General features: G+C 44.0%; 22 protein-coding genes and 4 tRNA genes. 13 read left to right on the plus strand and 13 right to left on the minus strand.

Annotated features, from left to right (window positions below; translation table 11 throughout):
- Positions 1 to 333 precede the first annotated feature (333 nt).
- The 6 genes from D0T51_RS07610 to D0T51_RS07635 form a co-directional block, all read right to left on the minus strand.
- Positions 334 to 407 (minus strand) — tRNA-Asn (locus D0T51_RS07610).
- Between the two features lie 133 nt (positions 408 to 540).
- Positions 541 to 1,884 (minus strand): TolC family protein, encoded by a 1,344-nt coding sequence (locus tag D0T51_RS07615; RefSeq protein WP_163727460.1) that lies wholly within the window; start codon positions 1,882 to 1,884, stop codon positions 541 to 543.
- 16 nt (positions 1,885 to 1,900) lie between these two features.
- Positions 1,901 to 3,007, minus strand: a complete 1,107-nt coding sequence (locus D0T51_RS07620; RefSeq protein WP_203583347.1) for an efflux RND transporter periplasmic adaptor subunit — start codon at positions 3,005 to 3,007, stop codon at positions 1,901 to 1,903.
- A 26-nt stretch (positions 3,008 to 3,033) separates the two neighbouring features.
- Positions 3,034 to 4,296 (minus strand): ABC transporter permease, encoded by a 1,263-nt coding sequence (locus D0T51_RS07625; protein ID WP_163727463.1) that lies wholly within the window; start codon positions 4,294 to 4,296, stop codon positions 3,034 to 3,036.
- A 21-nt stretch (positions 4,297 to 4,317) separates the two neighbouring features.
- Positions 4,318 to 5,583: an ABC transporter permease gene (locus D0T51_RS07630; RefSeq protein WP_163727466.1), complete on the minus strand. Its 1,266-nt coding sequence runs from the start codon at positions 5,581 to 5,583 to the stop codon at positions 4,318 to 4,320.
- Complete coding sequence (locus tag D0T51_RS07635) at positions 5,570 to 6,262, minus strand: ABC transporter ATP-binding protein (RefSeq protein ID WP_163727469.1); 693 nt, start codon at positions 6,260 to 6,262, stop codon at positions 5,570 to 5,572. The genes D0T51_RS07630 and D0T51_RS07635 overlap by 14 nt, the downstream gene beginning before the upstream one ends.
- 439 nt (positions 6,263 to 6,701) lie before the next feature.
- On the opposite strand from D0T51_RS07635, the gene D0T51_RS12405 reads away from it, so the two are divergent.
- Positions 6,702 to 6,884, plus strand: coding sequence for a type II toxin-antitoxin system HicA family toxin (locus tag D0T51_RS12405; protein WP_163727472.1), 183 nt, complete (start codon positions 6,702 to 6,704; stop codon positions 6,882 to 6,884).
- 30 nt (positions 6,885 to 6,914) lie between these two features.
- The gene (locus tag D0T51_RS07645) at positions 6,915 to 7,313 is read left to right on the plus strand and encodes a type II toxin-antitoxin system HicB family antitoxin (protein ID WP_163727475.1); all 399 of its coding nucleotides are present in this window, start codon (positions 6,915 to 6,917) and stop codon (positions 7,311 to 7,313) included.
- 116 nt (positions 7,314 to 7,429) lie between these two features.
- On the opposite strand, the gene D0T51_RS07650 is transcribed toward D0T51_RS07645, so the two are convergent.
- Positions 7,430 to 7,501, minus strand: a tRNA-Arg gene (locus tag D0T51_RS07650).
- A 117-nt stretch (positions 7,502 to 7,618) separates the two neighbouring features.
- A complete protein-coding gene (gene recO, locus D0T51_RS07655) occupies positions 7,619 to 8,344 on the minus strand; it encodes a DNA repair protein RecO (protein ID WP_163727477.1) in 726 nt (241 codons plus the stop codon).
- Positions 8,345 to 8,677: 333 nt separating this feature from the next.
- On the opposite strand from recO, the gene D0T51_RS07660 reads away from it, so the two are divergent.
- The 7 genes from D0T51_RS07660 (at position 8,678) to D0T51_RS07690 (ending at position 14,589) form a co-directional block, all read left to right on the plus strand.
- Positions 8,678 to 8,749 (plus strand) — tRNA-Glu (locus D0T51_RS07660).
- A 34-nt stretch (positions 8,750 to 8,783) separates the two neighbouring features.
- On the plus strand, positions 8,784 to 9,041 hold the full coding sequence (rpsT, locus tag D0T51_RS07665) for a 30S ribosomal protein S20 (RefSeq protein ID WP_163727480.1): 258 nt from the start codon (positions 8,784 to 8,786) through the stop codon (positions 9,039 to 9,041).
- A 63-nt stretch (positions 9,042 to 9,104) separates the two neighbouring features.
- Positions 9,105 to 9,176: transfer RNA gene (locus D0T51_RS07670), tRNA-Glu, on the plus strand.
- Between the two features lie 225 nt (positions 9,177 to 9,401).
- Positions 9,402 to 11,360, plus strand: coding sequence for a DNA topoisomerase (ATP-hydrolyzing) subunit B (gyrB, locus tag D0T51_RS07675; protein WP_163727483.1), 1,959 nt, complete (start codon positions 9,402 to 9,404; stop codon positions 11,358 to 11,360).
- 15 nt (positions 11,361 to 11,375) lie between these two features.
- Positions 11,376 to 13,148 (plus strand): gamma-glutamyl-gamma-aminobutyrate hydrolase family protein, encoded by a 1,773-nt coding sequence (locus D0T51_RS07680; RefSeq protein ID WP_163727486.1) that lies wholly within the window; start codon positions 11,376 to 11,378, stop codon positions 13,146 to 13,148.
- A gap of 17 nt (positions 13,149 to 13,165) precedes the next feature.
- Positions 13,166 to 14,155: a M28 family peptidase gene (locus D0T51_RS07685; RefSeq protein ID WP_163727489.1), complete on the plus strand. Its 990-nt coding sequence runs from the start codon at positions 13,166 to 13,168 to the stop codon at positions 14,153 to 14,155.
- Between the two features lie 11 nt (positions 14,156 to 14,166).
- Entirely contained in the window at positions 14,167 to 14,589 is a 423-nt protein-coding gene (locus D0T51_RS07690) for a SufE family protein (RefSeq protein ID WP_163727492.1), read from the plus strand.
- On the opposite strand, the gene D0T51_RS07695 is transcribed toward D0T51_RS07690, so the two are convergent.
- The 3 genes from D0T51_RS07695 to D0T51_RS07705 are packed head-to-tail and all read right to left on the minus strand — an operon-like array spanning position 14,590 to position 16,833.
- Positions 14,590 to 15,189, minus strand: a complete 600-nt coding sequence (locus D0T51_RS07695; RefSeq protein WP_163727494.1) for a ribonuclease HII — start codon at positions 15,187 to 15,189, stop codon at positions 14,590 to 14,592.
- Between the two features lie 11 nt (positions 15,190 to 15,200).
- Positions 15,201 to 15,608 (minus strand): VanZ family protein, encoded by a 408-nt coding sequence (locus D0T51_RS07700; protein WP_163727498.1) that lies wholly within the window; start codon positions 15,606 to 15,608, stop codon positions 15,201 to 15,203.
- Between the two features lie 10 nt (positions 15,609 to 15,618).
- A complete protein-coding gene (locus D0T51_RS07705; protein ID WP_163727503.1) occupies positions 15,619 to 16,833 on the minus strand; it encodes an aminotransferase class V-fold PLP-dependent enzyme in 1,215 nt (404 codons plus the stop codon).
- 151 nt (positions 16,834 to 16,984) lie between these two features.
- On the opposite strand from D0T51_RS07705, the gene D0T51_RS07710 reads away from it, so the two are divergent.
- The 4 genes from D0T51_RS07710 to D0T51_RS07725 are packed head-to-tail and all read left to right on the plus strand — an operon-like array spanning position 16,985 to position 23,275.
- Complete coding sequence (locus D0T51_RS07710) at positions 16,985 to 17,698, plus strand: hypothetical protein (protein ID WP_163727507.1); 714 nt, start codon at positions 16,985 to 16,987, stop codon at positions 17,696 to 17,698.
- On the plus strand, positions 17,695 to 20,439 hold the full coding sequence (locus tag D0T51_RS07715; protein ID WP_163727508.1) for a TonB-dependent receptor domain-containing protein: 2,745 nt from the start codon (positions 17,695 to 17,697) through the stop codon (positions 20,437 to 20,439). The genes D0T51_RS07710 and D0T51_RS07715 overlap by 4 nt, the downstream gene beginning before the upstream one ends.
- A 13-nt stretch (positions 20,440 to 20,452) precedes the next feature.
- Positions 20,453 to 21,601, plus strand: coding sequence for a DUF4249 domain-containing protein (locus tag D0T51_RS07720; protein ID WP_163727512.1), 1,149 nt, complete (start codon positions 20,453 to 20,455; stop codon positions 21,599 to 21,601).
- Between the two features lie 12 nt (positions 21,602 to 21,613).
- Positions 21,614 to 23,275: a hypothetical protein gene (locus tag D0T51_RS07725; RefSeq protein ID WP_163727515.1), complete on the plus strand. Its 1,662-nt coding sequence runs from the start codon at positions 21,614 to 21,616 to the stop codon at positions 23,273 to 23,275.
- A 45-nt stretch (positions 23,276 to 23,320) separates the two neighbouring features.
- Here D0T51_RS07725 and D0T51_RS07730 read toward each other — a convergent pair whose 3' ends face one another.
- Together D0T51_RS07730 and D0T51_RS07735 are read right to left on the minus strand one after the other, a co-directional pair.
- A complete protein-coding gene (locus tag D0T51_RS07730; RefSeq protein ID WP_163727518.1) occupies positions 23,321 to 24,742 on the minus strand; it encodes a PD40 domain-containing protein in 1,422 nt (473 codons plus the stop codon).
- Between the two features lie 4 nt (positions 24,743 to 24,746).
- Positions 24,747 to 26,297: a DUF6057 family protein gene (locus D0T51_RS07735; RefSeq protein WP_163727521.1), complete on the minus strand. Its 1,551-nt coding sequence runs from the start codon at positions 26,295 to 26,297 to the stop codon at positions 24,747 to 24,749.
- Positions 26,298 to 26,357: the final 60 nt, after the last annotated feature.

Below are 26,357 nucleotides of genomic sequence, written 5' to 3' on the forward strand. Positions count from 1 at the left end.
TTATCCAAGAAGAGGAGCCAGGATAGTGCTGGTTGGTGTAAGGGGATGTATTGCGGCCGTGGGATTGCATCCCACGGTTATTCATATAAAACCCTTTTAGGGTTTCCGTGATCTGTTTATAACTATACCAACTGGATTTTCAGCTTGACCCTTTATAACTATACCAAGCCGATTTAGTGAGGAGTGGTTAGTGATTAATGATAAGTGATTTGAAGAGCGTGAAGAGGAGCGTGAAATATTTTCAATTTTGCTTTACGCTTCGCTAAGCGATCTGCGATTCAATTCTCCATTTTTCAATTAAAAAAAGCTATCCCTTTAGGAGATAGCTTTTTGCTCTTCCTCTTGGACTTGAACCAAGGACCCTCTGATTAACAGTCAGATGCTCTAACCAACTGAGCTAAGGAAGAATTTGCTTTCCTGGTATTTCTCAATGCCTTTTGTGGAAAGCGTTGCAAAGGTAAATCTTATTTTTTATTCTGCAAATTTTTAGAGAAAAAAGTTACCTTCTTTTGATATAGGTTTTCAAGACGACTCTCTTACTTATAAAACAAGAGGTATGCCTCGGTAGAAATCCAATATCTTCGCCCGGAATATATAATTATATTTGGACTGGGTTTGTTCTGCCAGGCTTTGTGCGTATTTTGTTTTCGCCTCGCTGTATTCGAAGACGGTGCTTTTGCCTGCATTGTAACGTTCTTCGGCATAGGAGAAGGCTTCTTTACTGGCTATAACCGATTTGTCGGAAGAGCGGTATTTCTCCTGGGCAGCGGTGGCATTGTAATAAGCTTGTTGTATCTCTTTGTACAAAACCTTTTTGGCATTTTCCAACAATAGTTCGCGGTTCTTTATATTGATACGGGCAGAGCGTACACTGTTGCGCACCTGGAAACGATTGAAGATCGGTATACTCAGGCTGAGTCCAACAGTCTTTCTTTCGTTCTGTGTAAGCTGATCGCTGAAAGCGACATTGGATTCATTCATATTGTAATAATGATAGTATCCGTTGCTATAGCTGGCATTGAGATTTAACTTGGGGAAATAACCGGCCTGTGCTACTTTAAGCATTTTCTTCTGACTTTCCAATAGGTATTCCTGCTCTTTGACCTGCGGTTTGTAGGTGACAGCCTGTTCGTATATATTATCGGGCGGTATGATGCTTCCCATATACTGTGTAATGGCATTGTCGACCACTGGGGCTATCACATCAAAATCTTCTTTCTTTCGTTCGATCTCCAGGCTTTGTGCCAGGTCTAAAAGGGAGAGCTGTACATTATTTGTAGCCTCGGTCAATGAGACCTCGTCGCGGGCAAGCTGGGCTTTCATGTCGTAGAGTTGAGACAAGGGTACTTTGCCGGCTTGCACGAGTGCTTCGGTGCGTTCTATTTGCTCGCGGCTTTGGGAAACCTGCAACTGGGCAATGGCAAGGACCTCTTTGTTGTAGAGGACCTGCAGGAAGAAAGAAGCCACGTTGACGGCCAGATCCTCTTTGGCTTTGTTGAGATTTTCGGTGGCAGCAAGCAGATCGAGTTTGCGCGCAGCGATATCATTGGGTATCTTCAGACCATCAAAAACAGGCATACTCAGGTAAAGTCCGAAAGAGGTGTTGGCCGAGTTTCTGTCAACGATCATTCCGTCTTTGCTGGGTGAGCGTCCGAAGTCGAAGTTCTGTCCCAGGTTGGCATTGAGGTCGGGCAACCAGCTGTGTTTGCTGGTATGCAAGTCTATCTCTTTTCCTTCTTCGGCCTGTTGTCTTTGTTTGAGGTCAATGTTATTCTCCAATGCATATTGAATACATTCCTCGAGCGTCCATTTCTTTGAAGAGGTTTGTGCCTGCAGGCTCCAAGAAAAGAGCAGAAACAGGGAGATATATACGATTTGTTTCATGTTGATTCCTCCGTTTTTATTTTTTCTTCGGGTCGATTACGGCTCCACGCACTTTGTCGTTGACCGTTAAGCCTTCTTTGACTTCTATCTTGATACCATCAGAGAGTCCCACCTGTATGTTATGCCGTTCGAAAATCTGTTCCGGCTTTTCTTCTTTTACGAGTTGCACGAAGGCGGAGTCTCCGCTGAATTCCACTGTGCTTTCCGGAATGGTTAACACATTGTTGGCCTGTTTCAATACGATCTCCGCATTGGCGCTATAACCGGCACGGATGAAAGCGTCATCGGGTATTTGGATTGCCGCCTTTATCTCAAACATAACGGCTCCGTTTTCTTCTACACCTTTCGGAGATACATATTCCAATATAGCATCGAATGTGCGGCTTTCCATGGCACCGACAGTCAGTTTGATCGTCATCCCTTCATGGATACGTCCCACTTCTGTTTCATCGACCTTGCCACGGAAGATCATATTACCCATATCGGCCACAGAAGCAATGGTCGTCCCGTCGTTGAATGTATTGGACTGGATCACGGAGTTTCCGACTTTGATAGGCACATCAAGGATCATACCGGTGATGGTTGAGCGTACCTGTGTGGTACTGGCGGTTGTCGACCTGCGTGAGATACCTTCACGTATGATTTCCAATGCGTCTTCGGCATTCTCTACTTCTTCTTTGGCTTTTTTGAAGTTGGAAGAAGAAAGTTCATAATCCTCCTTGGCTACGACCCCTTGTTTGTATAGATCTTCGTCGCGTTTGAAAGAGGCTGTAATCTGTTCCAGGTTGATTTGGGCAACCCGCACACGTGATTCGGCACTGTTCAGCTGTACCATTTCGGGGATTACTTTGATCTTGGCAATGATTTCGCCTTCTTTGACCATCTGGCCGGCTTCTTTGAGTAATTCGGATATAATGCCGGACATTTGTGGCTTGATAAGCACTTCGTCGCGGGGTTCCACCTTTCCTGTGGCTACTGTTTTTGTTTGTACGGTATCTTCTTTCGGAGATACGAATTCGTACGTTGTAATGACAGGGCGTGATTTCTGCCATAAGAAATAGAATGTACCTATAACGGCCAATCCAACGAATGCAAGCAGTATAATTCTACCAATCTTTTTCATGTGATTCTGTATTGTATTTGTTATTATTATTCTTCACGTATCGCGTCTATTGCCTTGATTTGCATAGCTCGCCAAGCAGGTATCAGGCCAGCGAAAAGGCCGCTGAAAAGCAAGACTGTAGTAGCTATGACGGCTGTACCTATGTCTATCTGGGGAGCATCAAAGAATGTGCCGTCTGCCCCGGCGGCATTGTTCAACATAAGCCGGCTTACCATATCCAAGAGGAAAACCCCCAGGGTCAATCCCAGAAGCCCGGCCATGGTGGTCAACAGCAGACTTTCGCTCATCACCTGGGAGATGATATTGAACGGTTTGGCTCCCAGAGCACGGCGGACACCAATTTCATTCGTACGTTCCTTGACGGTCACCATCATGATATTACTCACCCCGATCACTCCGGCCAGTAAGGTGCCCATGCCGACAAGCCATACCAGGATATTTATTCCCAGGAAAAGCATATTGAATGTTTCGAATTGCTTGGCAATGGTAAAGCTGGCGACGGCCTGTTCGTCGTTGGGTGCAATCTCGTTTTGCGAACGCAGGACTTCTTTGATATCGTCTACCATTACATCACATACATGTCCGTCTTCGGCTGTTGCACAAAGGAACCAGAATTTATCACCCATATTGGCTGTCTGTTGCAGGGTCGTGAAAGGCACCATGATACTTTCTGAGGTACGCCCGCCAATCTGTACCCGCGCCTTGGGTTTGATCACCCCTACCACCTGATAGTAAATGCCGTTGGCACGAATGTATTGGCCGATGGGATCTTCGTTTTTGTCGAAGAGTACATCCCGGACAATGTCTCCGATGATACATACTTTCCGTGTTTCGTGTACATCTATTTCATTCAGAAGACGGCCCTCCAGTATATGCTGGGTTTCTATGTGGAAGTATTCGGAATACACCCCTCGTACGTTATAAGTGCCGGCTTTTTGTCCTTTCACTACATTGTTCGTTCCTCCCCACTGCATAACCATGGGAGAAATATATTTAACGCCTTTCACACGGGCGCGTATCGTTTCCAGGTCGCGGTTGCGCATTTGCCAATAACGTCCCTTTTTATATCCTTTGTAAGGTTCACCGGTACGTTCGGAAAAGAAGAAAGCCGAATTGGTAGAGAACCCCTCTACATTCTTCATGATGCCATTCTTGAAACCATTGCCGGATCCCAACAGGACAACCAGCATGAGGATGCCCCAGAATACCCCAAAGCAGGTCAGCATACTTCGCGTCTTGTTACGGGTTATCGTCACCCATATCTCTTGCCACCGATCTAAATCAAACATGCTTATCTCTTTTATTATTTTTTATTCGTGTCTCATGGCCTCAATAGCCGTTATCTTTACTGCTTTACGGGCTGGGAAATATCCGGCAAGTACGCCTGCTATCATTAATAATAGGGTCGAAGAAAGGGCTATACTCATGTTGACGGTCGGATTGCGGAAGATAGTCATATCGTCGCGCGAAACCGTTTGCCCGGCATTCATATTCTCCATCACTGCGTTGATGATTTCTGTGATGCCAATGCCGCACACCATGCCGATATACCCAAAGACAGCCGTTATGATAATAGACTCAACAATGATGAGTTTCAAAATGGAGAAAGGGGTCGCTCCGATTGCTTTACGTATACCGAATTCTTTGGTACGCTCCCGCACGGTGATCAACATGATATTGCTTACGCCCACCACCCCGGCAGTGAGGGTTCCTATACCGATGATCCAGATAAAAAGGGTGATGCCGTTCAGCATACCGTTTAACATCTGAAACTCTTCGATGGCACTCCACATACCAATGGCCCGGGTATCTTCCGGATCAAAGCGGTGGCGCTGGGCGAATTGTGCGCGTATACGTTTTTCAAAGGCTTCGCTTTCTTCTTTTGTATAGATGCCGTTGACTGTAAAATTTATCTCGTCCAAGCCATACCCTCGTTTATACAAGAGTTGTGCCGTACTGAAAGGTACGTAGGCAGGGGCGTCGTTGTTGTTATCCTCCGCTTTGTAAATGCCAATGACCTGGTAGGCCATTTGTCCGACTTTCAAGTGTTTACCCAGTGGATCTTCTCCTTTGAAAAGCACTTGCTTCATGCGGGGGCTGATAACGATAACCTTGCGTTTCTCCAAGATGTCTATATCATTGATAAAGCGTCCGTTGCCTACAGGCATTTCTATCTTATTGATATATTGCATATCGGGATGTATGCCCCGCAGGGAGTATACGTTGTATTCTTCGCCATAGGTGAGGGTGTCGCTTCGGTAGATGATGCCTGTTTTCAAATCGATCTCCGGATTTAAGCGGGCTAACTCTTCGAAGTCCTCCGATTTAAACCGGACACGGCGGTTGGTTTGCATGCCTTTATATGGCTTGGTAGCCGTACGTGGCCAGATAGCTACCTGGTTGGTAGCCATATTGTCGAAGTTGTAAATGATACCGTTTCGCATCCCGTTTCCTGCTCCCAACAGAACGATAAGCATAAATATACCCCATGCCACCGAGAAGCCTGTCAGGAAGGTGCGCAGTTTGTTCTTCTTGACCGTGCTCCATATCTCGCGGAAATTATCAAAATCGAACATGGCCGGCTCCTTTATCTATGGATTCAATTACTCCGTCTTTCAAGCGTATGATTTTGTCGGTCACATCTGCCACCGATTGTTCATGGGTAACAATGATCATGGTCATCCCTTCTTGGTTTACCTTTTTCAGCAATTCCATCACCTCTACCGTGGTCACACTGTCCAATGCACCGGTAGGCTCATCGGCCAGGATCATCTGTGGCTTGGCAATCAGGGCGCGGGCGATAGCGACCCGTTGTTTTTGTCCTCCCGACATTTCGTTCGGCATATGCTCCGCCCAGTCTTTCAACCCGACCATGTCGAGGTATTCCAAGGCTATCTGGTTGCGCTTTCTCCGGTTCATCCCCTGATAGTAGAGGGGAAGGGCCACGTTTTCCATGGCATTCTTGAAAGAGATGAGATTAAATGATTGGAAGATAAATCCGATCATTTGGTTGCGAAGTTCTGCTGCCCGGGTCTCACGCAGGTCTTTGATCAGATGCCCGTTTAAGGTGTACGAACCGGTATCGTACGTATCCAATATGCCCAGGATATTTAATAAGGTTGATTTGCCGGATCCGGAAGCCCCCATGATGGAAACCATTTCTCCTTTTTCTATATCCAGATTAATCCCTTTCAACACATGCAATGGCGCACCATTATAATATGTTTTATTGATATCTTTCAGTTGAATGATCATATAATTGTCGTTTGTTTCTTATTTTTTCGGAACAGGTGTCTTTTTGTAAAAGACGTTATACTTGTATACTTGTTACAAATGGTTTACTCTTTTTTGTTTGGCAAATGTATGTTATTGGAAGATACCTTGTATCGCAAGGTACTGAAAATTACAAAATATTAACAATCTATCTTTCCTTCGATGATTTTTTCGGGGGAATATTCTGTTGCCGATGGGCTTCGTCGATATTGCCGAAGCGCATCGACAATATTGCTGAAGCGCATCGTCAATATTGCTGATGGGCATCGGCAACAGAATATCCGCCCGAATTGCAAATAGAAATGAATGATTTCAGGCGGGTAGGGTAACTAATTGTATACTTTTAACAAATAAATCTCTCCGTTTATTTGCATATAAGTAACTATATGTATACCTTTATGTAGTCGAACTAAAACCAGTAATGAAGTATACAGAGTTTCACCGGAAGATTAAAAAAAATGGATGGTCATACCTCTATGCCGAGGGAAGTCATTACTTCTATGAAAAAGACGGGGTAAAGTCTCCCCCTGTTCCGTTTCACGGATCGAAAGAGATGTACGAACCATTACGTAGATCAATCGAAAGGCAGATGGGGCTTAAATAATCTCGCTTTTCCATTAAATAAATAGAAGACATGAGAAAGATTATTATTTCAATAGGGGCAAGCATGGACCATTTTGGAGCGTATGCCGAGAATTGTGAGGGTGTATATGGTGCTGGCAATACTGCTAAAGAAGCGGTTGATAACGCTAAAGAAGGGTTGCGGTTGTTGAAGGAGTCGCGCCCGGAAGATCAATGGCCGGATATATTAAAGGGTGAATATGAATTTGTGTACAGATACGATATACAGAGTATATTGAATTACTATCTCGGTATATTAAAAGCCCCGGCACTGGAACGACTGACGGGTGTAAACCAAAAACAACTGCATCATTATGCAAGCGGGCTAAAGATGCCTCGTGAGCAGCAAAAACAAAAAATCATCAAGGGTCTTCATGCGTTAGGCAGAGAATTGATGGCCGCGGAACTCTGATGTTTTTTGACGCTAAAATGTTTTGCGTTGTGTGGGCTGTCTGTTTAGGCAACCCTTTTTTTGTTGTATTTGCATAAACAAAAAAAGACCAATCTGGTAAGATTGATCTTCTTATGTACCCCCGAGCAGAATCGAACTGCTATCTAAAATTTAGGAAATTCTTGTTCTATCCGTTGAACTACAGGGGCATATTGGGTTTGATTCCTTGAAAAAACAGAAAGATCGCTATCTCCCTAAGGCCGTTTGGGGAAGGTGCGACAAAAGTATAATCTTTTCCGCAATTGCACAAATGATGAACGGGCAAACTAATCAAAGAGAGATTGCAGGACAGCGACGGAGCGTATCTCCGGGAATTCGGGCAAATGAAGGCGGTAATACTCCAGGATGCGGTGGATAATCCCCACCCGGTCCTGTCGGGAAAAAGAATAGAGAGACATATTTTCGTAACTGATACGGAATAGGCGGGCAAACACGAGGCTTTCGCCTTTTCCTAGATAATGTCCACCCAGCGGTTGTTTTTCTGTGAAGATACCGTTTTGCATGTCGAAGTAATACCCCTCCCGGTATGTTTCCGTATGTGGAAAGATCCCCAGGTAATGCAAGAGTCCCAATAGAAAAACAAGATGAAAGTTGGCAATGCCCTCTTCTGTATTTTCCAATAAATGAATCGATTTGTATAGATAATCAAACAGGCGAGGGTCTGATTCTGTTTCTTTGACGACCCGGTAAAGCACTTCGGATAAAAATAAAGCCAATACGTTTTTTACCGGATTGCAAAAAAGGTGGGTAAGCGGAAAGCAGTTTTTTGTCTCTTTGATCCGGTGCAGGTCGCGCTTGGTTTGGTGGTCTACCTCCATCTCCAAAACAGAAAGTGGCATAAACAAAGCCTTGGATACCGTACTCTTTCTTCCCCTGTTACGGGAGACCAGGTAAGAGACGCGTCCGAAAGCCTCCGTATACATATATATAATGGTGTATTTATCATTATAAGGAATGGTATGTAATACGATTCCCCGTGTTTTACTCAGCATTCTGTCTTTGTTTATGAAATACAAAGGTAGTGAAAGGTGAGCGTAATCCGAAAAGGAAAAAATATTTTCCATCGAGGATTGCCGGGTATTCTCTTATTTTGCGTTAAAGAAGCTCCCAGGAAATGTATGTATGTCGCTGAAAAATAAATAATTCGGGAAGTATTTCTGGGAGTTGTGTAAGGTGTATTGGTTCTAAAGAGAAGTTAAAACGATAACTTTTATTCAATTTTCTTAGGAAATCCTTTGGTAGTTTGCCGGGATGATCTATCTTTGCAGTCGCAATTCGGGAGAGGAAACTCTTTAGAGTGCTAAAAGTGAGAACTTTGACAGTTTGGCCCATTCGTCTATCGGTTAGGACGCAAGATTTTCATTCTTGAAAGAGGGGTTCGATTCCCCTATGGGCTACAAATTAAAAGAAAATAATAAGATATAAAAGAAAATGGCAAATCACAAGTCATCACTGAAAAGAATCAGACAGACAAACGCAAGACGTTTGCATAACAGATATTATGCAAAAACAGCTCGTAATGCTATGCGTGTTTTGCGTGCGACTGAAGATCAGAACGAAGCTCAGGCTTTATACCCAAAAGTTTGCTCTATGCTGGATAAACTTGCCAAAAAGAACATTATCCACAAGAACAAAGCTGGTAACTTAAAGTCTAAGTTGGCTAAGCATATCAATAAATTAGCTAAGTAAGAGGTAAATTACTTCCATAAGTATATAGCCGGACTGATAAGCCCGGCTTTTTTACCACACGATGGCCCATTCGTCTATCGGTTAGGACGCAAGATTTTCATTCTTGAAAGAGGGGTTCGATTCCCCTATGGGCTACCGAAAGAGAGATAAAACAGGTTTTTATCTCTCTTTTTTGCGTACTTCTGTTTTATACTATTTTCCCTATTCTTCCCTGTTCATGTCAATTATTTTCGTTATATTTGCAGGATGTAGGATGCGCCTTGGTATAGCTCAAATAAGTTTGGCTCTGCACTCGGTTTTTCCTATCTTTGAAGATTTTTGAAGAACAGCTAATTAATTGATTAAAACAAGGATAAACACATGAGTGAAGAAATGAAGAATACATCCAATAATGGTTATTCAGCGGATAGTATTCAAGTACTTGAAGGGTTAGAGGCAGTACGTAAAAGACCCGCCATGTATATTGGCGACATCAGTGAAAAAGGTCTCCACCACTTAGTGTACGAAGTTGTTGACAACTCTATTGACGAGGCATTGGCTGGTTATTGTACCCGTGTCGATGTCTTCATTAATGAAGACAACTCCATTACCGTCGTTGATGATGGTCGTGGTATTCCGGTTGATTATCACGAAAAAGAAAAAAAATCTGCATTGGAAGTGGTACTGACCGTACTGCATGCAGGGGGTAAATTCGATAAAGACTCTTACAAAGTTTCCGGAGGTTTACACGGGGTAGGTGTATCTTGTGTGAATGCATTATCTACTTACCTGAAAGCCGAAGTGCGCAGAGACGGTAAGATACATATGCAGGAGTTCTCTTGTGGAAAGCCCCTGGGAGATATAAAAGTAATAGGCGATACCGATACGACCGGTACGACCATCTCTTTCAAACCGGACGGGTCTATATTTACCGTATTGGAATACAAATGGGATATATTGGCCAACCGTCTGCGTGAATTAGCATTCCTGAATGCCGGTGTGACACTTCGTCTGACCGATATGCGGGTGAAAGACGAAAAAGGCGAAGCCAAAGTGGAAGTTTTTCATTCGGAAGAAGGATTGAAAGAATTTGTTGAATATGTAGACCGTCACAAAGAGAAACTAATCCAGGATGTCATTCATATCACAACGGAAAAACAGGGCATTCCTGTTGAAGTGGCGATGACATACAATACGTCATATAACGAAAGCATTTATTCCTATGTAAATGATATCAATACCATCGAAGGAGGTACGCACTTGGCCGGTTTCCGTCGTGGTTTGACCCGTACGTTGAAGAAATATGCGGAAGACTCCAAATTGCTTGAAAAAGCGAAAGTCGAAATACAAGGAGATGACTTCCGGGAAGGATTGACAGCCGTGATCTCTATCAAGGTGCAAGAACCGCAGTTTGAAGGACAGACAAAAACCAAACTGGGTAACAGTGAGGTTACCGGAGCAGTCGATCAGGCGATAGGTGAAGCTTTAGGTTATTACCTGGAGGAACATCCGAAAGAGGCAAAGATCATTGTCGATAAAGTGATCCTGGCAGCCCAGGCACGTCATGCGGCACGTAAAGCCCGTGAGTTGGTACAACGCAAATCCCCCCTAACCGGTGGAGGCCTGCCGGGCAAATTGGCCGACTGCTCTTCCAAAGATGCGGCAGAATGCGAACTCTTCCTGGTCGAAGGGGACTCAGCAGGGGGTACGGCCAAACAAGGACGTGACCGTATGTTCCAGGCTATCCTTCCGCTCCGTGGTAAGATTCTGAACGTAGAAAAGGCCATGGATCATAAGATATTCGAAAGCGAAGAAATACAAAATATTTACCGTGCCATGGGAGTAACCATTGGTACCGAAGAAGATCCCAAGGCATTAAACCTGAGTAAACTTCGTTATCATAAGGTGATTATCATGACCGATGCCGACGTGGACGGAAGCCACATCGCCACCCTTATTCTTACATTCTTCTTCCGCCGGATGCGTTCACTGATCGATAACGGATATGTGTACTTGGCTACTCCGCCTCTTTACCTGTGTAAGAAAGGCAAAGCGGAAGAATACTGCTGGACAGAGCAACAACGTCAGGCATTTATCGACCGGTATGCCGGAGGAAATGAGAACCAGGTGCATACACAACGATACAAAGGTTTGGGAGAAATGAACGACCATCAGTTATGGGATACGACCATGAACCCAGAAAACCGTACATTGAAGCAAATCACGGTTGAGAATGCAATCGATGCGGATAGTATCTTCTCTATGTTAATGGGAGAAGAAGTTGCTCCGCGCCGTGAGTTTATCGAAGTGAATGCCACTTATGCCAATATTGACGCATAAATAGTTCAATCCAAAATGAACACCCAAGTCCGTCGTCCGCATATAGAGGACCTGTTCAGGGAAGTTGATCATTATATACCGGCCCGCGAGGGCCATCAGCCTCCCCGCATAGGAATATCCGCTAACCGGAAAGACGGACTTTCTTGTATTGCGGAAACCTATGTGCAGGCTGTCTTGCAAGCAGGAGGGGCACCGGTTGTTATTCCGGTACTAACAGATATCAAAACATTGACAGCTCTTGTGTCCGACCTGGACGGGCTGGTGATGAGTGGAGGAGGGGATATCAATCCGCTCTATCTGTCTGAAGAACCTATTCCTCAGTTACAAGACGTAGACACCTACCGGGATGAGTATGACCTGATCCTGCTTCGTTTGGCTGCCAACCGGCAGATACCGGTGATGGGCATTTGCCGGGGACATCAGATGCTGAATGTCGCTTGGGGGGGCAGTGTGTATCAAGACATCTATTCACAAACCAATCACCCGCTTCTGAAACACAGTCAGACCCTGGCGCGGGAACTTCCTTCCCATACTGTCCGGTTGGAGAAGATAGAATCTAAATTGTATGCTTTGTTGCAGAAAGAGGAGATACTGGTAAACTCTTTTCATCATCAGGCGATCAAAGAGACGGCTCCCGGTTTTATCGCTACGGCAAGTGCGCCGGATGGTATCAATGAAGCTATGGAGCATCCGGAGAAAAATATCTTCAGCGTGCAATGGCACCCGGAGGCAATGGCATCCCATGGAGACGAGGTCATGAAACTTCTTTTTCAATACCATATACAGGCTGCTTCTTTGTTTGGGAAAGCGAAAAGAATGCACCGGGATATGTTGACCATCGACTCGCATACCGATACGCCGATGATCTTTCCCGGCTCTTTTCATATAGGAGAAAAAGAAGGGGGAAAGGTAAACCTCCCTTTTATGGAAGAAGGAAGGATAGACGCTGCCTTTATGGTGGCTTATATCCCCCAGGGAGAACGGGATGAGTGTTCACTTAAACAAGCTACAGCCTATGCCACAGAGCGGCTCGAAAAGATCCTTTTGCAGGAGACCCTCTATCCGGAACGGATGGGGATTGCCACTTCTTCCAACGATCTGATCCGTCTCAAACAAGCCCGGAAAAAGGCAATCTTTATGGGGATTGAGAATGGTTATGCGATAGGGAAAGACTTGGAGAACCTGCGTCGCTTTAAAGAAATGGGCGTCTCGTATATTACCCTTTGCCATAATGGTGACAATGATATATGTGATTCTGCCAAAGGGAACCAGGAATGGAACGGACTCAGTCCCTTTGGGGAAGAGGTCGTTCGGGAGATGAACCGTCTGGGATTGATCGTGGATGTCTCGCATGCTGCGGAAAGCACTTTCTACGATGTGTTGAAAATTAGTAAATCACCTGTTATAGCTTCGCACTCCTCTGTTCGGGCGCTTTGTGACCATGCCCGTAACCTTACCGACGAACAGATCAAAGCCCTGGCGGCACATCAAGGGGTTATACAGATATGCCTTTATAAAGGATTCATTAACAAAGAAGAAGAGAAAGCCTCTTTGACAGATGTTATCCGGCATATCAATCATGTAGTCGACCTGGTAGGGGTGGATTATGTCGGTATCGGATCCGATTTCGACGGAGACGGAGAGGTGATCGGCTGCCAGGCAACCAACGAACTGATAAACATCACTGTTCGTTTACTTGAAGAAGGTTATAATGAAAACGATATTGCCAAAATATGGGGAGGAAATCTCCTGCGTGTACTTAACGAAGTGCAGGCGGTTCCCCGTTAATTGATAAAACAATGGATATGATTAAAACAATTCTCATTATATTGAGTGTCTCCTTTTTTTCTTCCTGCGGACAGAAGAGTGCAGGGAAATCCGTGTCAAACGAAGTGGAAGTGAAACAATCCGTTACATCCACCCCCGCATTTGATGCAGACAGTGCATATACCTATATTGCCGAACAAGTTGCTTTTGGCCCGCGTGTGCCGAATACGCAAGCGCATAAAAACTGTGGAGATTATCTTCTCTCGGAGTTGAAACGCCATGGAGCCGAACTATTCGTTCAGGATATTCTTCTTACAGCTTATGATAATACGCAATTAGAAGCGCGGAATATCATTGGGGTTTTTAATCCGGAGAGTAAAAAACGTATCCTCTTGTTTGCGCATTGGGATACACGCCCTTATGCCGATGAAGATCCGGATCCGGCCAACCATCATACCCCTATCGATGGGGCAGACGATGGAGCCAGTGGGGTAGGTGTTCTCCTGGAGATAGCCCGTCAGCTGGGAATGAATAAACCGGAGATAGGAGTGGATATTATCTTTTTTGATGCGGAAGACTATGGGGAACCGGCATTTGCAAAAACAAATAAAATGCATACCTGGTGCCTGGGTTCTCAATTCTGGGCAAAGAATCCGCATGTGAAAAATTACCGGGCGGATTTTGGTATTCTTCTGGATATGGTTGGATCCAAAGATGCCGCCTTCTTCAAAGAAGGGCAATCGGTTTATCATGCCGCTCCTCTTGTGGAAAAGATATGGGGCACAGCCCGGGATCTTGGCTATGGCAAATACTTCCTGAATGCCAATGGAGGTTCGATCACTGACGATCATATCTATGTTATCAACGGACGGAAGATCCCTTGCGTAGATATTATCAACCTGGAACCGGAGGGTGACACAGGCTTTGGGGCTTACTGGCATACTCTGAATGATACGATGGATAACATAGACCGGGAAACACTGCATGCTGTGGGACATACGGTTTTAGAAGTTATATACAAAAAATAAAGTCTGACACGATGACAATAAACGAAATACAAGATCAGATCATCGATGAATTTGCTGTTTTCGATGACTGGATGGATAAATATGCCTTATTGATTGATCTGGGAAATACCCTGTCTCCTTTGGCTGATACATATAAAACAGATAGTAACCTGATAGAAGGCTGCCAGAGCCGTGTCTGGTTGCAGGCCGATCACGTAGACGGGAAGATTGTTTTCCAGGGAGAAAGTGATGCGGTTATTGTAAAAGGAATCGTGTCTTTGCTTATTCAGGTATTATCGGGGCATAGCCCACAGGAGATACTGGATGCCGATCTTTATTTTATAGACAAGATCGGATTGAAGGAACATCTTTCTCCCACGCGCTCCAACGGGCTGGTGTCGATGGTCAAACAGATGCGTATGTACGCTCTGGCTTTCAAAGCGAAGGAGCAATAATCAGAAGTCTAAGGTCAATTGCTCGGGTAAGAGAGTGAATGTTTTCCGGTGATAAGGCGTGATGCCGAGTTGACGGATGGCTTCACGGTGGGCTTTTGTCGGATACCCTTTGTTCTCTTTCCAGTGATATCCGGGGTAGAGTCGATCCAACTCTTCCATATAATCATCCCTATATGTTTTAGCCAGGATAGAAGCTGCGGCGATATTCAGATATTTACTGTCTCCTTTAACGACAGGGGTATATGCGATTCCCGGATAAGGGGTAAAACGATTGCCGTCGATCAACAGATGTTCCGGTTTCACCTTTAACTGATCAATTGCACGGTGCATGGCCAGGAACGAGGCTTTCAGTATATTGATCTTGTCGATTTCTTCCGGGCTAACCACTCCGATGGCCCAGGCTAAAGCCTTTTCTTCGATCTCAGGACGCAGGGCATACCTTTTCTTTTCACTTAACTGTTTGCTGTCATTCAATACTTCGTGAGAGAAATCGGGCGGAAGAATCACTGCGGCAGCAAAGACAGCCCCGGCCAAGCAACCCCGTCCGGCTTCATCGCAACCGGCTTCAAGGCGTAAAGGATCTATACAAGGTAATAACATATTTTTTAATTTTATTCGGAGGAAGAGAAGCGTTTCCCTATCCAGGGGCGTATCAGGTACCAGGCGATACAGGTGGCGAAGCAGACGCCGGCAGTGTTTGCCCCCAGATCCAGCCATTCTCCTCCCCGGTAATCGGTCAGATACTCCTGAAAGAGTTCGATGCATCCGCTAAAAAGAATAGGACAGATCGCCGCACCCACCAATCCTCTTTGGAACCGGATCCCTTCTTTCCGGTGATTCCATAAAAACTCGATCCATAAAACCCCCGACAATCCCCCATACATACAAAAGTGTGCCAGTTTATCCAATGACGGAAAACGGGGTACATCCAGAGAAGGCGGTTTGAAAAAAGACAAATAGATTACTGCAAGCAGGATCAACAGGGAAAAAGGATATTTTTTTATATAATAGAATACCATCTACAGCGATTTAGAACATTTTACGTACGCGCTCTATACCTTCTATAAACGTGTCAATTTCTTTTTTCGTATTATAAAATGAAAAAGAAGCCCGCACAGTGCCTTCAATGCCCAAGCGTTGCATCAACGGCTGCGCACAATGGTGTCCGGTCCGGACAGCTATGCCTAAGCGATCCAGTAACATACCCATATCGTAAGGATGAATGGAGCCAACCAGGAACGAGATCACACCGCTTTTATGTATAGCCTGTCCGAATATCCGCATGCCTTCAATGGATTGCATTTTGTCGGTGGCATATTGCAAGAGCTCATTCTCATATGCGGCAATCTCGGTTATCCCCAATCGGGAGACATAATCCAATGCTTCGGCCAATGCCGTACTGCCGATATAATCCGGTGTCCCTGCCTCAAACTTATAGGGGAGTTCATTGAAAACGGTTTTGTCAAAAGTGACGGTGGCAATCATTTCCCCTCCTCCCTGATAGGGGGGGAGCTTGTCCAGCCATTCCTCCTTCCCATACAATACGCCTATTCCGGTTGGACCATATATCTTATGAGCAGAAAAAGTGTAAAAGTCGGCATCCAAAGCCTGTACATCGACCTGGATATGCGGCACAGACTGCGCCCCGTCAATCAATACAGGAACTCCTTGGCTATGAGCAATATCGATCATCTCCCGTACCGGGTTGACTGTTCCCAATACATTCGATACATGGGCAACCGAGACCAGCCGGGTCTTTTCGGAAAACAACGTTTGGTAAGCGATTATATCCAGTTCTCCCTTTTCGTTCATGGGGATTACTTTGAGGGCGATGCCTTTTCTGGCTGCCTGCAATTGCCAGGGTACAATATTCGAATGATGCTCCATCGTAGAGATAATCACCTCATCTCCCGGCTGCATAAAGCCTTCGGTAAAGCTGGAGGCGATCAGGTTTATGGATTCAGTCGTTCCCCGCGTAAAGATAATCTCATTGGACGAACGCGCATGCAGGAAATATTGCACCGTCTTGCGGGCATTTTCATGTGCTTCGGTAGCCGCCTGGCTCAAGAAATGAACGCCCCGGTGCACGTTGGCATTCACATTGTAATAACCGTTTTCAATTTTTTCCACCACCTGGCGTGGTTTCTGCGTGGTAGCGGCATTGTCGAAATAGATAAGCGGTTTATCGTGAACCGTATGACTCAACAGGGGGAAATCTTCCCGTATGGCTTGTATGTCTAACATCTGCTTTCTTTTTATCTAACTAACAGATGACAAAGATACGATGTTTATTCACGCATTCAAATCGTTATTTACCATTCGTGTTTTTTCTTAAAAGAAGGTCGTATGATATAATTTAAAAGAGTTATATTTGTTCGGTCTATTTATAATGCTTATGAAAAACATCCATCATGGCTTGATTGCAATACTGGTTTGCTTATTTACAAACTCATTATATGCGCAAGAGAGTTCGATATTTGAAAAACTTATTCGCCAATATCAACAACAAGTAGGGGAGCATGCACTTCCTTTTAACGGGAAAGAGCAGAGTAGTTATAATCTTTACCTGACCAACGATCCCTATTGGTGTACAAAACAATTTGAATCCGGTGATTTATGGTATAATAACACCTTGTATAAAGGTATACCCATGCGATTGGATCTCTATCGGGATGAGCTCATTGTGAGAATACCTGATAAGCCTTTTTCTATTGTTTTAGAGAGTGAAAAATGTGGAGGGGCATTTCTGCATGGTTATTTTATCCTCCCCTCATTGTCGGGCACCTTAAAGCAGGCACCGGCGGGGAATTACCATATATTGTTGCATGAAGGGGATTTGCCAATCATTAAAAGTTACAACACAGTCTTAGGGGAAAAGATCGCAGACCAAAGGGTGGAATACACATTCCGTTTTTCGGAAAAAATATATGTAAACAAAGACAATGTATGTTATCAGATTACCAATAAAAGCTCCTTATTAAGGTTGTTTGCAGATAAAAAGAAGGAATTGGAAGCATACATCAAGCAAAACAAACTGAAATTTAATAAGAGCCAAAGAGAGAAGACGATAGTGATGGTTGTTGAATATTATGAAACACTAATGAAATGAAAAGATCACGTTGTATTATATTCTTATTTTTTTCCGCCTTCTTTGTCTGCGGATATGCACAACAGAAGGTCACCGTTAAAGAAGCGAACATTAAACCGGAGAAATTATTTGAAACCATAGAGCGTCAGAGTGAGTATAGAGTGTATTGTAACCCGGCAGAGATGGATTCTCTGGTCTTGTCGGTAGACTGTACGGATCTTTTGCCGGTTGATATACTCAAGAAGGCTTTTGAAAACACAGACTTTAAAGTATCCTCTTACGGTGATAGATACCTGTTTGTTTTAAAAGGCAGGGAGCTGATGACAGCATTGTCGGACGATTATTTCGAAAAAAGAGTTGTCAGAACTACCCCATCGGACAATTATATCTTAAGCCCCCTGGAACAAAAAGCTACCTCTGAAAACAAACTTTATACAATTGGTGATGAGCGGAAGGACCATATGCCTGATAAGATACAATTAACCGGCGTCATGACCGACTTCCGAACAGGTGAGCCGGTTATCGGGGCAGTTATTTATACCGAAAAGACAATGGTTGCTGCCACAACGGATGCCTTTGGTTTTTATTCGTTGCAAATACCTCCCGGGCGTCACCGGTTAATGATCCGGGGAGTGGGATTAAAAGATACGCAGCGGCAGCTAGCGATTTATGATAATGGGAAACTGGATATTGAACTGGAAGAAGAGGTCTATTCTTTGAAAGAGGTGGTGATTACCTCTGAGCGTCTGGCGCGTGTGCAAAGCACGAAGCTGGGGGTGGAAAGAATGCAGATAAAAGATATAAAAAATATTCCTACGGCGTTTGGCGAGGTGGATGTAATCAAGGTCGTGATGATGCTTCCCGGCGTAAAGGCGGTGGGAGAGGCCTCCAGCGGCTTTAATGTGCGTGGGGGATCTACGGATCAGAATCTTATCCTGTTCAATGATGGGACAATCTATAACCCGACACATCTTTTTGGCTTTTTCTCAGCGTTTAACCCGGACCTGGTAAAAGAAATCGAATTATATAAAAGTTCTATTCCTGCAAAGTACGGAGGGCGTATCTCTTCGGTGCTTGAGATAAACGGCCGGGAAGGCAACAAAAAGGAACTGACAGGGCAGGTGAGTCTTGGTTTGCTTACAAGCCGTGCGACCTTTGAAGGCCCTATCGGTAAGAAAACCTCTTTTATACTGGGAGGTAGAACGACCTATTCGGATTGGATTCTGAAGAAACTTCCCGAAAAGAGCGGGTATAATAACGGGCGTGCCGGTTTTTATGACCTGAATGCTATTGTGGATCATAAATTCTCGGAAAGAGATAATCTCTATCTGAGTGGGTATTATAGTCATGACCGTTTTAATTTCAATGAAGATGAACGCTATGGGTATTCCAATATGAATGCATCGGCAAAATGGCGTCATATCTATAATGACCGGCTGACAAGCACTGTTACCGGAGGTTACGATCATTATAGTTATAAAACAGAGACGGATGAAGACCCGATAGCTGCTTATCGGTTAAACTTTGGCATCAACCAGGGATTCCTGAAACTCGACTTTACTTCCTACCTGACCGATAAACATACCCTGGATTACGGGATGAATGGTATTCTTTACATACTTAACCCGGGAGAGTATGCACCAAACGCTGACGAGTCGTTGGTCATAGAGGATAAGATGCAGGAGGAGCGTGCGTTGGAGACTGCTTTGTATGTGGCCGACCGCTGGAACCTGACATCGAAGCTCTCCCTTGACCTGGGAATACGCTATTCGATGTTTCAAGCGATGGGACCGCGTACATATAATGTATATGACTCCCATGCCTTGCCGAGCCTTACGAATGTGATCGACACAAAGAATGTAAAGGATTGGAAAGCCTTTAAAACCTATCATGCTCCGGAGTTTCGTTTGTCGGCCCGTTATGCATTCCGCAATGACTTCTCTGTCAAAGTCGGGGCGAATACATTGCAGCAATATATCCATAAACTATCGAACTCGACCATTATGTCACCTACCGACACCTGGAAGTTGAGTGATGCGAATGTCCGCCCGCAAAAAGGATTGCAGCTAGCCGCCGGTGTTTATAAAAACTTCCTGGATAATACGATTGAGACATCCATCGAAGGATATTATAAGACAATGAAAGACTACCTGGATTACCGCAGTGGTGCCCAATTGATAATGAACCATCATATAGAAACCGATGTGATGAATACGCAAGGCAGGGCATACGGCGTGGAGCTGATGGTAAAGAAGACCCAAGGGAAACTCAATGGATGGATTAGTTATGCTTATTCCCGTACACAGTTAAGACAGAATGATTCGAAGGTGGAGAAGCCGATAAATAATGGCAATTGGTATGCGGCAGACTATGATAAACCGCATGAGTTTAAGTTTGCCGGGAATTATAAGTTTACGCAACGGTACAGCATCTCTCTGAACTGTGATTATAGTACCGGGAGACCTATCACCTTGCCCACATCTAAATACCAATATACGGGCGGTGAATATGTCTTTTATTCGGAAAGAAATCAATACCGTATCCCGGACTTTTTCCGTATGGACTTTGCTATCAATATAGAACCCAGCCATCACCTGACGCTGCTGACACATAGCACGATCTCTTTGGGTGTATATAATCTGACGGGAAGAAACAATGCTTACTCGGTCTATTATGTTTCGGAAAACGGAAGGTTGGAAGGAAGGATGATGTCTATATTCGGATCGCCGATACCTTATGTTTCTTATAATATAAAGTTCTAAAAAGAGATTGTCTATGAAAACATTAAAATATAGTATTGTTGTTTTTCTTTTACTTACCTTGTTGAAAGGCTGTATAGAACCTTATGAACCAAAGAATGTCCAATCGACAGCCGGTGTGCTTGTCGTAGAAGGAATGTTATTGGAGGATGCTCCGACGGTGATAAAATTGAGCCGTACTATTTCATTGGATCAGTCCAAATACCTACCGGTTGTTGCGGATGTCTCTGTCTTGAATACTCAAGGCGATCGTTTGCCGATACCTTCTTCGGATGTGGAGGGAACTTATATATTGGATGCCTTTACTTTTGAACCGGAAGAGAAATACGCCTTGGATATCCGGATTGGCTCGGAACATTATCAATCAAGCTTTGAAGCACCTATTTATACGCCGCAGATCGATAGCGTTGGTTTTATCTACAAGAAGGAGGATTTGGAGGTAGATATATATGTGAGTACACACGATGCGGAAAACAAACTGCATTATTACCGGTGGCTATTCGAAGAGGACTGGGAAGTGAAAACCTCCTTCTTTGCAGAAGTAAGATGGGATCCGGAAAAGAGAGATACTATTGCCGGTTTGACATTTTCCGACCCCCGAAATCGTTTTTTCTGCTGGGCAAACGGCCGGTCCAATGCTTTTTTACTGGGTAACTCTGAACGTTTGTCTCAAGCCGTTATCAAAGATAAAGTATTGCATACCATCAAATACGGAGACTATCATCTAAGTAGTTTGTATTCTATTCTGGTCAAACAGTACGCTCTCTCGGATGAAGCGTATAACTATTTCCGTAACCTGCAGAAGAACATCGATGAAGCAGGTAGTATATTTGCTCCTCAGCCAACAGAAATGGAAGGTAATATCCGCAATCTGTCTAACTCCTCAGAACCCGTTATTGGTTATTTCTCTGTCGTAAGGGAAACGCGCAAACGGTTGTATATCAGTGCGACAGATGCTTATGGTATGATTCCTCATGAGAATTGTGATATACCTGCAGATGAAAAATTAACCTCTATGGCTGATGCTTATTATAAAGGGTATGGTATCAAGGAGGTAGAACCGAGGGGACGTATTACATATGCTCCCTTTCGCTGTGTGGATTGTACAACTATAGGGGGAGCTTCTAAAAAACGTCCCGCCTTTTGGCCGAATGATCATTATTAAAAAAGTAATAGGATGAGAAAATATAGTATCCTTTTCGTATTTGTGTTATCTATTGTCTCTTTACAAGCGGAATTGCGTGAACGTATTTACCTGCAGACAGACAAACAATTATATATGGCCGGCGAACTGTTGTGGATGAAGATGTTTACGACAGATACAGAAGGTCGGTTGCAGGATTTCAGTAAAATCGGATATGTGGAACTGATCGCTGACTCATTGGCCGAGAACCAGGTGAAACTCGATATCCGGAAGGGAGTCGCCGCCGGATGGATGGAACTTTCTCCTATGTTGCCTACCGGTTATTACAGGTTGGTCGCCTATACCCGGCATATGCAAAACGAAGGGGAAGAGGTTTTCTTTGAGAAAGAAATAGGCATTATCAACCCCTACCTCAAGGATGAAGATACAATAGCAGAGACAGAGAAGGAAGATATGGAGAGAAAAGACAATCGAATTATCTCCAGCGAGTTCTTGTCGACCAACCGCTCATCGTATGGGAAACGCGAAAGGGGTGAACTGAAGATCACCGGATTGCCCATAGATGATTTGTCTATGGTCGTCTCGATAGCCGGTTTGGATCCTTTGTTTAAATCATCGGCTACCCTGACAAACTGGAAAGCTTCTCTTTCTGATATCCCTCAGAAGATGTTGAGAGATGACTTCCTGCCGGAATATGAAGGGGCGGTGATTGAAGGGCGTTTGATAGGTGTGGAAACAGGAGAACAAGTGAAGGATGTTACAGTACCAACATTGCTCTCTTTTCCCGGTAAAGACATTCAGGTGTATGGCGGACAAATCAATAAGGAAGGTAAAATATCTTTTTATACCCATCAGATAGCTGGAAAGAAAGAGGCTGTAGCCGTAGTTCCTCCCTCTTCGGAAGGAAATTATCAGATTGATCTATTTTCCCCTTTTGCCATTCACACGAAAAAAGAGCAGTCCCCATTGAAGATAAGTAGTCATTGGCATGATTATCTGGAAGAGAGAGCACTTGGTGTACAAATCACAGAAGCTTATACTGCCGACTCGTTGAGCAAAGTGAAAACACTGCCTCCTTATTTCAATTATAAACCTTACAGGGAATATCTGCTCGATGAGTATACCCGTTTCCATTATATGGAAGAAATATTTATAGAATATATCCTGGCTGCACGCATACGCAAAACGGGAGACAAGAAGAGGTTCTCACTCCTCACGGAAAAGATGGATGGCTATGCGACCGGGCAGCCATTGGTTTTGTTTGATAATATACCGGTGATGAACCATCAGTTAATGATAGACTATAATCCTTTGCTTGTGCGTAAGATTGATTTGTATCTGGGACGTTATTTCTTTGGCGGACAGATCTATGACGGGATAATTTCTTTTTGGTCTTACAACAATAATTATCCGAATATAACCTTTGATTCTTCTACTCAGATATTCGATTACGATGGCACCCAGGCCTATCGTTATTTCTATGCGCCTGCATACGATCAACAGGAGATATCCGATCGTATGCCGGACTTCCGCCATACCCTGCTTTGGGAACCTTCCCTGCAAAGCGAAGGAAAGAAAGAACTGACATTGCCTTTTTATACCTCTGATGTTTCGGGCACATTCCTTATTACAGTGGAAGGATTGGGCAAAAATGGAACTGTGTACACAGCTACGCATACAATTGAGGTCGAATAAAAAAGAAGTTTCATCTTTCCGAAGCCCGTCGCAAGAATCCGGGAGTTAATAGCTTATAGGAGCTGTAATCAATTCCGGCAGGTTAAATGTCTTTGTGAAAACCATATAAAAAGAAGGATCTTTCTGTGGCACTAAAAAAGGTTTGCTTGCCACTCCGGTAGAGGTATCAAAAAAGGAGATGTACGGATGGGCCCACAAACCGTCGTAGCGTTTGCTGCTAAAGACAAACCAATCGCCTGTTGATGACCAGGAGTGATAACTGTCCACATCTTCACTATTGACCTCGTCCAATTCCCGTATATCCCCTTTGTCCAAATCAAGGAGGCAAAGTTGGCTTTCCGGGTGCCAGATAGAGAAGGTCCCGTAATTGAAACGACAGAACATAAGGTATCTACCGTTCGGAGATATACGCGGATGCGAAATGCTTTTTCCCTCTAGGGAGGCAGTATACACAGATTCCGGCATACCGAAGCTTCTGTTCTCCGCCTGAAAGGATATACGGTATAAGTCATAATGAATAGAATCCATTGCAGTTGTATGCTCTATCGCATTTGCCCGACAGTAATAAAGCGTTTTTCCATCCGGACTCCAGGTAGGGAAAGTCTCCATCCCTTGCGGCCCATAAAAGGCAGAATCGGTAAAGACCTCATTTGTTTGGGTATCAAAGAATATCAGATCGGAGTCAGCGTCTGATACTTCGATCGCTTTCGGACCGGTGGAATGAAAATATTGGTTGACATTATTGGAAGAAAGGGTTATATATCGACCTCCCGGATGCCAGGAGGAGTAGGTGCCGGTATTTACTCCGTTCAGGTCTTTGATCTCTACCTTACGCGTATTTCCTTCTTGATGAATCAGGGTGCCTCCCATTTTTCCCCGGATATGAAACATCATGGTAGAGGGAGAGTTGGCGGCAAATGTATGACAATTCACACAACCTTTTGCGACCGATTTGTTTTCTATCACCGCTTTCGTTTGATACGAAGTCAGGTCGCGCTGATAGATACCCATCTGATTCCATAACTCATACCCTGGATACAATAGGCGATATACCAGGTAAGGGTCTATGGGGATATTCGATACCTCATTGCGGATATCTTTATACCGTATCCATTCTCCTTTTTTTTGTCCGTAGATCCGAATGAAAAAATCTTTGCCGACTCTTTCGTTTATTAACTTTTTCCAGGAAGATAGGGGAATGACAATGGACGGTCGACTGGTTTTCTTCTGGAAGAAGACAGTCTCTTCAGCTCCTATTTCTACATAATATTGATCTGCTTTCTCTTGTATATGAAAGTTCGGAGCAGCGATGTTGGATGGAAAGATAACATCGGAATAATCCGGAAAGATAAGAGGGGCAAGATCGACCTTCCTACTTCTTTCTATACCGGAAGGTGAACAGCTACTCACTATGCAGAGAATGCATAATATGCATCCGTAAAAGGGACTATATATCCTGTTTTTCATCGTGTTAATTCGTGCTGATTTTATTTCCGTAAGGACTTATAAAATGCAAATAATACCAATAGGTATTTGCAAATTGTCTTTTCAATTCTTCCTGTTGCCCCTTTTGATACAACGAATGATACTGTTGAAAACGTCGTTCCGTCTCTTGGCTGATGGAAAAAGGTAACTGATTGCATATTTCTTCTCCTACCTCCAGTCTGTATGTCAATAAGGCTTCTTCGTATATAGGCGGAAACGGGGTGTATGAAAAGGCCTGTATCCGGTTTAGATTTTCAACAAAACGCGGGATCTTATTGCTGAGCAGTAGGTGACTCATCAAATATTCAAAAGCCATTTGATTGGAAGAGTCCCGGTCGCATATATAGGTTAACTCCGGTCCTATATTCAATACATTGGCAAAACGGATTTTTTCTTTTTCATCATGCGGTAAGGCTTTCAGTTCAATCGAACCTTTCTCCTGTATGATCTTTTCGTATTCCTGCGCCTTTTTCCGGTAAAAGAGAGATTGTTCCAATACCCGGACAAAACGCATGGCAACGGCTGGTCGTCCATTCGCGATATTGTAACGGATCAGATTATCCAGGATCGGAGCCGTTTCTCCGGTCACTACCAGGGCTTCAAACGCCCAACGATGTGCTTCATTGAGATAGCCCAGTTGTTCGTAGATATAATGCCCGTATTCACTTTGGCGGCTGTCGCTTTTCCAGGGCAAATAAAGACCTTGCACGCCCATGCGTTGCGGCGTAAGGAACAGATCGTAGGCCATTCTGCCACTATGTTGAAGCGCCATATTATAGAAATAGGAGACTAATTGATTTTCGCCTCTGTATCTTTTGCAATAGGCCATCACCTTTTCCCAGTGTTGGTTTTTGACCTCTTTATCTGCCTGCAGAAGAAGATGTTCGCGCATATTATAGGTGTGTACGAAAAAATAAAAAGTCCCTGTCAGGTAAACAGTCCCCATGAGAAGAGTACCGATAAACAGGTATTTCTTCCTCTGAATTTCAGGAAAGAGAAAGGCGGATAAAGAAGGTACCAATACCCCTAGAAAAGAAAGGAGTGGATATGTCCAGCCCAGCCCGTATCCAAGTAGTAAAAAGGCCGGGAGGAAGACAATGTATTTTTGTTTGCCCTTCAGGAAAGAGAGGAAGAAATAGATCCAAAGACAAAAGAGCAGTCCGACCACATGGCGGACAGGATAATCAATTGATTCATATTGTATGAGTAAGTAAAGGGATGGTAAAAGGCTTAGTTGTAAATAATCTGTGCGTTTGGTTATGTGGCGACAAATAAAGACATTTAATAGATAAGGCAGGGATAACAAGAGAGCAAAGAAAATACTGCCTGCATAGGGGATATAGAAAAACTGGATACAGAAATTAGTCAGATAAGTTAATAGATCCCCTGTGTCGAGATACTTTGCCAGATACTCTTTACTGAAAAGAAATAAATGGTGTTGCTCGTGGTACAGGGGGATATGGGATAAAACATCCATAAACAGACCTGCAAATATACTGGTCATCAGTATAAAGAATATCCAATGTATATATTTCATCGTCTCCGTATAAACATATCTAAAATGAGGTGGCTTTTCGTTGCATATTTATAAATAGAG

This window comes from Parabacteroides sp. 52 (assembly GCF_010500925.1).
Lineage (GTDB): Bacteria > Bacteroidota > Bacteroidia > Bacteroidales > Tannerellaceae > QVMG01.